This is a genomic window from Nocardioides sp. dk884 (assembly GCF_009557055.1).
Taxonomy (GTDB): Bacteria; Actinomycetota; Actinomycetes; order Propionibacteriales; family Nocardioidaceae; genus Nocardioides.
In genome coordinates, this window is sequence record NZ_CP045649.1 from 958,706 (window position 1) to 965,000 (window position 6,295).

A 6,295-nucleotide genomic window follows, 5' to 3' on the forward strand; every position below is an offset into this window, starting at 1 on the left:
GGCTCGTGATCCTCTCCGACGCTGGACCCGCCCTTCCTTCGCTCCGATGCGGACGGCGGCGCGGCCGCCACATGGGGTGGGTGCTTTCCCTGGCCCTCGGCGCCGGGGCCCTGGCCGGCTGCGGTGACGACGAGGCGAGTCCGACGGACGCCCGGGCGACGGGTGTGCCCGCGCACTATGCCGACGCGATCGCCGAGGGCCTCGAGCGCTATCCGGAGATCGGCCGGACGGGGATGGGCGACTTCCAGTGGGACTGCCCCCTGGAGACCGAGATCGAGGTCGACGGCGAGGAGCACGACGACGTCCTGCACACGACGTTCTTCGGCCCGATGGAGGAGGTCCACCTCGTCGAGTGCAGCTTCCACGAACCGTTCTCGGTGAGCCTGGCCTACGCGGAGGCGGAGAGCGACGAGGCGTTCACGGCGCTCGAGTCCGCGACCGGCGCCGTCGAGCAGTCGGGCAACGAACAGACCGAGGAGACCATCACCGTGGGTGAGCGGGACTTCGTGGTGGTCCACACCGATTTCCCGACCAACCCCGCGGCCGACTTCAACCTGACCGCCCACCACCTCGACCCGGAGACCCGCTCGCGGACCACGCTGGAGGTCTCCGGCAGCAGCGACGGTCTCAGCGAGGAGTACGACGAGCGTGCCGTCGCCGAGGACCTGGCGGCGATCCTGTCCGCGGGCTGAGCCTGCGCCTCGCTCAGCCGACCCCGCGGCGTGGCGCACCGAGATCGGCTGGCCGGTCTTCCGCGTGGCAGCATGCGCCCCGTGACCGACTCCGAGGCGAGGGGCATGCCGCCCGCCCCGCACCCGTCGTACCGCTGTCGGGTGGGCGAGGCGGACGCCGCACTCGACCAACGGCTCTCCGATGAGCTCGACCGGGTCAACGCCGAGGCCACGCGCGGCACCGAGCCCGCCCGCGAGCTCACCGTGAGCCTGCATGACGATGCCGGCGAGCTCGCCGCGGGCATGAGCGGCTGGACCTGGGGCGTCGCTGCCGGCATCGCGATGACCTGGGTGCGCGCCGGGGATCGCGGCGCCGGCCTGGGCGCCCGGCTGCTCGAGGAGTTCGAGGTCGAGGCCCGACGTCGCGGCTGCCAGCACGTGTACGTCACCTCCTTCACCTTCCAGGCGCCGCAGTTCTATGTGCGCCACGGCTACCGCGAGCTCTTCCGCTGGGAGGACGTGCCGGTCGTCGGCGCCGCCGACGTGCACCTGCGCAAGGACCTCTGAAGGGCCTCTTGCGGCACCTCCGGAGCGTGACGCAGAACGCGCTCCGGCCCCGTGAACCGGGCCGGTCGCCGACCTACCATCGAAGGTGAGTTCCGGTGGGGGAGACATCCTCCCGGAGCGGCAGCACTCGCTGTCTCGAGAGTCATCCGGCAGCGACACGCCCGGGCTGAGCGAGCGACCTCGCCCCCGTCTTGCTGTCGACGCCCGCACGACCACGGCTCAGGTCCGGCCACGCACGCGGCGTGGGCGGGCTTGGTTCCGGCGCTGCCGTCTGCGCTGACGGCGCCCCGAGCGTCCGGGCCGTGGTCCTCCGCCGCGGCGTGCACGCGTGCCCGCGACCAGGCACGCGTGTCCAGCCCTGGCCCGAGCCCCCGCAACCGACACGGAGGTCACCTGCATGCTGCGCCGCGCGCGCACCCCTCTGCGCTCCAGGCTCCAGCGCAACCGAAGGACGATCGCGGCCACCGCCGCCACCGCCGCCCTCGTGGCCACCGGGGCGGTGACACCCGCCCTGACCACCCCCTCGCACGACGACACGCCCTCGCGGGTCGAGGCCATCCAGCGGTTGCCTCGGATCGGGCAGGAGGGCCAGAAGCGCTCCGAGCGCTCCGAGCACTCCGAGCACTCCCAGCGGGCCAAGCGCACCCAGCAGAGCCGGCACGCGCAGCGGGTCCGGACCGGCTCGCAGCCCGCCCAGGCCACGAAGGCTGCGAGGGCCGCGAAGGCCGCGAAGGCCGCGAAGGCCAGGCCCACCGGCGCGGACCGGACGATCGCCGCCAAGCTCCGCACGCGGATCAAGAACGACCAGCTCGGCGCCAAGGTCACCGGCCACGTCGCTGACGTGGACAGCGGTCGCGCCGTGTGGTCCGCGGGCGGGCACCAGGCGATGATGCCCGCCTCGACCACCAAGATCGGCACGGCGGTCGCCGCGCTGAAGGCGCTCGGCCCGGACCACCAGCTGACCACCGACGTGCGCCTCGAGGACCAGACGATCACCCTCGTCGGGGGTGGCGACGAGCTGCTCACCAGCGGCGACCTGAGCGCGCTGGCCGCGAAGACCGCCCGGCAGGTGAAGAAGCGGACGCCGTACCACCTGCGCGTCGACGACAGCCTGTTCGAGCAGCCGTCGATGAGCCCGGGCTGGTCCGGCGGCTACTACCCGGGCAACGTCACCCCGGTCCGCTCCTTGGTCGTCGACCAGCACCAGGTGATGGACACCGCGATCGACGCCGGCCACGTCTTCGCCACCGAGCTGCGCGAGCGAGGCGTCAAGGTCGCCGACGTACGGCGGGGGAAGGCGTCCGAGGAGGCCACCAGCGTCGCTGCGCACCACACCCCGGTCTCCGACGTCGTGATCCAGATGCTGCTCTACTCCGACAACGACCTGGCCGAGGGCCTGCAGCGGCTGACCGCCGTCGAGCTGGGCCTGCCGGCGACCTGGCGCGGTGGTGCCCAGGCGCAGATGAAGATGTTCCGCGACCTCGGCGTCGACACCCGCGGGATGAAGCTGTACGACGGCTCCGGGCTCTCGCGGGCCGACCGGATCTCCGCGGCCAACCTCGTCTCGATCCTGCAGGCCGCCTACACCAAGGGGCGCCACACCACGATGTGGCCGCTGAAGCAGGGCCTGCCGCTGGCCGGCGCCAGCGGGACGCTGGACGACAGCTACGGCCGGTTCGTCACCCAGCAGTCCTACCGCGCGGCCGGGAAGGTGCGCGGCAAGACCGGCTCGCTGCACGACGTGATCACCCTCGCCGGGGTGACCCGCGGCGCCGACGGGCGGATGAAGGCCTACGCGTTCATGCAGAACGGCGCGCCGAGCAGCCTGAGCATCCGGCAGGGCTTCGACGGGCTGGCCGCGACCGTGCACGGCAGCTGGTGACCCCGCACTGACCGCCCGCAGCTGAGCGCGAGCTCAGGTGGCCCCGGCCGCACCCGCGGCCGGGACCCGCCGGCGTCCGAGCGCGCGCAGCACGATCTTGCGCACCTCGTCGTACCAGAGCACGACGGAGGCGAGCGCCACGCAGACGGCCCAGTGGGCCGGGTCCAGCGCGGCGGTGCCGAAGGCGACCTGGAGGAACGACAGCTCCACCACCGCGACCTGGAGGACCACGCCGAGGGCGATGGCGAGCCACAGCCACCGGTTGGCGAACAGGCCGTGGAACGCGCTGGTCGTCTCCGAGCGGGCGTTGAGCGCGTTGAAGAGCTGGGCCAGCACCAGGGTGGTGAACCCCGCGGTGCGGGCGACCTCGAGGGAGTCCTCGCCGTCGACCAGCCCGCCGGGCAGGAACACGTCGATCGAGAACAGGGTGATCAGGGCCATCACCAGGCCGACGGACACGATCCCGGCCCACATCCGTCCGTCGATGGCTCGATCGGTCAGCCGCCGCGGACGGCGCGCCATCACGTCGTCGATCTCGGGGTCCACGCCCATCGCCAGCGCCGGCGTCGAGTCGGTGATCAGGTTGATCCACAGGATCTGGGTCGCCAGCAGGGGGAGCACGAGGGCATCGGTGTCGTCGGCGTCGGTGAGGCCGATCGCCCCCGCGAGCAGCACGCCGAGGAAGACGGTGAGGACCTCGCCCATGTTGGAGGACAGCAGGTAGCGCAGGAACTTCTTGATGTTCTCGAAGATCACCCGGCCCTGCCGGACCGCGGCGACGATCGTGGTGAAGTTGTCGTCGGCGAGGATCATCCGGGCCGCCTCCTTCGTCACCTCCGTCCCGGTGATGCCCATCGCGACGCCGATGTCGGCCGACTTCAGGGCCGGCGCGTCGTTGACACCGTCGCCGGTCATCGCGACCACCTCGCCATCGGCCTGCAGGCAGTCGACCAGCCGGAGCTTGTGCTGCGGGGCCACCCGCGCATAGACCGAGACCTCGCGGGCGACCTCCCGCAGCGCCTCGTCGTCCAGGCCGTCGAGCTCGACACCGGTGAGCACCCGGGCCTCCGGAGCGACGATCCCGAGATCGGCGGCGATCCGCCGCGCGGTGGCGGGATGGTCGCCGGTGATCATCACGACCCGGATGCCCGCGCGGTGCGCCTCGGCGATCGCGGGCGCCACCTCCTCGCGGGGCGGGTCGATGATGCCGACCATCCCGACCCAGACGAGGTCGCGCTCCCAGGACTCGTCCGGGTCGCCGGTCCCCGGTACTCCGGCCCGCTCCCCGAGGGGGCGGTAGGCCACGCCGAGGGTGCGGAACGCCTCGCGCGAGAGTCGGTCGACCTCCGCCATCGCCGCGGCGCGGTCCTCCTCGGTGAGCGGCACGGTCGACGCTCCGACCTGGCGGCGGGTGCAGCGGCTGATCAGCACGTCGGGCGCGCCCTTGGCGTACAGCACCTGCCGGTCCTCGGCGTCGGCGATGAGGACCGACATCATCTTGCGCTCGGAGGTGAACGGGATCTCCGCGAGACGGCGGAACCGCCCGTCCGGCTCGGCCTCGGCCTTGCGGGCGGCGACCAGGAACGCCGCCTCGGTGGGGTCGCCCACCACCTCCCACTCCCCGTCGCGCTCGGACAGCTGGGCGTCGTTGGCCAGCGAACCGCCCGACAGCACCAGCCGGGCCTCGGCACGCTGGTCCGCAGCCAGCGGGCGGCCGTCGGCGAGGACCTCGCCGTCGGGGCGGTAGCCGATCCCGGTGACCTCGGCACGGCCGGAGGCGGTGACGAGGCGCTGGATCGTCATCTCGTTGCGGGTCAGGGTGCCGGTCTTGTCGGTGCAGATCACCGTGGCCGAGCCCAGCGCCTCCACCGAGCTGAGGCGCTTGACCACTGCGTTGCGCCGGGCCATCCGTTGCACGCCGATCGCGAGCACCACCGACAGGATCGTCGGCAGACCCTCCGGTACGGCGGCCACCGCGAGCGAGACCCCGAGCAGCAGCACCTCGACGAGGTCGTCGGGGTCGGTGATGCCGTCGAACCAGATGATGGTGACCACCACGACCACGGCGATGACGACCACCGCGGTGCCGAGCATCCGGCTGATCCGGTGGATCTCCTGTTGCAGGGGAGTGGGGTCCTCGGTGGTCGCCTCGAGCATCTCGGCGACCGCGCCCATCTCGGTGCCCATCCCCACGGCGGTGACCACCGCGCGCCCGGTGCCCTGGGCGACCGCGGTCCCCTTGAACACCATGTCCAGCCGGTCGCCGAGCGGGGCGGGCGCGGCGAGGGTGGTCGGGTCCTTGGTCACCGCGGCGCTCTCACCGGTCAACGACGCCTCCTGCACGCGGAGCGCGTTGGCCGAGAGCAGGCGGGCATCGGCGCCGACCGCGTCGCCCTCGCCGAGGACGAGCACGTCGCCGCGCACCAGCTCGGCGGACGGCACCTGTCGCAGCCGCCCGTCGCGCAGCACGGTGGAGGCGGCCGCGGTCATGGTGCGCAGCGCCGCCACCGCATCCGCCGCGCGCTCCTCCTGGACGTAGCCGAGGGCCGCGTTGACCACGACGATCGCGGTGATCACCAGCGCGTCGATGGGCACGCCCTCGCTGCCCTCGACGACCCACGCCGCGACCGAGACGACCACCGCGGCGAGCAGCAGATAGATCAGCGGGTCCTGGAACTGCGCGAGCACCCGGCGCCAGGCCGGCACCGGCGGGCGCTGCTGGAGCTCGTTGGGGCCGTCCGCGGCAAGGCGGCGTGCCGCCTCCTCGGTGCTCAGCCCCGTCACGGCATCGACACCGAGGTCCGCCGTCACGGCTTCTGCGTCCAGCAGGGAGGCATCCCGGGCGGGCCCAGCGAGGCCAGGTCCATCGTCCATGTCGCCCTCCGCGTCCGGCGTGCGCACTGCCGCCAGCGACGCTACGGCGGGCGTCGTACGCCGTGGAGGGTCGTCGTACCCGAGCGGAGGGGGTCAGCTGGTCCAGGTCCAGCTGGCCAGCACCGAGTCGGTGACCTCGGCCCGCTGGGTCGCGCTGACGCTGGGACTGAACGAGAAAGTGGCGATGAAGGCGCCGTCCTGCCCGGCGAGGTAGAACTGGTCGACCGTGGTGGAGGCACCGTTCATCGATATCGTGGCGCTCAGGTGCGCGGTCTCCTCCCCGTCGACGACGACCCGGTCC

At 72.7% G+C, this 6,295-nt stretch carries 5 protein-coding genes (1 of these 5 only partly in view); 3 read left to right on the forward strand and 2 right to left on the reverse strand.

Annotated elements, in window-relative coordinates:
* Nucleotides 1-80: 80 nt before the first annotated feature.
* The 3 genes from GFH29_RS04690 to dacB all read left to right on the forward strand — a co-directional run bounded on the left by GFH29_RS04690 (nucleotide 81) and on the right by dacB (nucleotide 3,120).
* Nucleotides 81-692: a hypothetical protein gene (locus tag GFH29_RS04690; protein ID WP_153322266.1), complete on the forward strand. Its 612-nt coding sequence runs from the start codon at nucleotides 81-83 to the stop codon at nucleotides 690-692.
* Nucleotides 693-773: 81 nt separating this feature from the next.
* The gene (locus GFH29_RS04695; RefSeq protein WP_228387767.1) at nucleotides 774-1,238 is read left to right on the forward strand and encodes a GNAT family N-acetyltransferase; all 465 of its coding nucleotides are present in this window, start codon (nucleotides 774-776) and stop codon (nucleotides 1,236-1,238) included.
* A 397-nt stretch (nucleotides 1,239-1,635) separates the two neighbouring features.
* Entirely contained in the window at nucleotides 1,636-3,120 is a 1,485-nt protein-coding gene (gene dacB, locus GFH29_RS04700) for a D-alanyl-D-alanine carboxypeptidase/D-alanyl-D-alanine-endopeptidase (RefSeq protein ID WP_153322267.1), read from the forward strand.
* Nucleotides 3,121-3,153: 33 nt separating this feature from the next.
* Here dacB and GFH29_RS04705 read toward each other — a convergent pair whose 3' ends face one another.
* Nucleotides 3,154-5,994, reverse strand: coding sequence for a cation-translocating P-type ATPase (locus tag GFH29_RS04705; RefSeq protein WP_153322268.1), 2,841 nt, complete (start codon nucleotides 5,992-5,994; stop codon nucleotides 3,154-3,156).
* A 93-nt stretch (nucleotides 5,995-6,087) separates the two neighbouring features.
* Nucleotides 6,088-6,295, reverse strand: the end of a protein-coding gene (locus tag GFH29_RS04710) for a hypothetical protein (RefSeq protein ID WP_153322269.1). Its footprint extends 383 nt past the window's final position; the window shows 208 of its 591 coding nt (coding positions 384-591); its start codon lies off the right edge, out of view; its stop codon occupies nucleotides 6,088-6,090.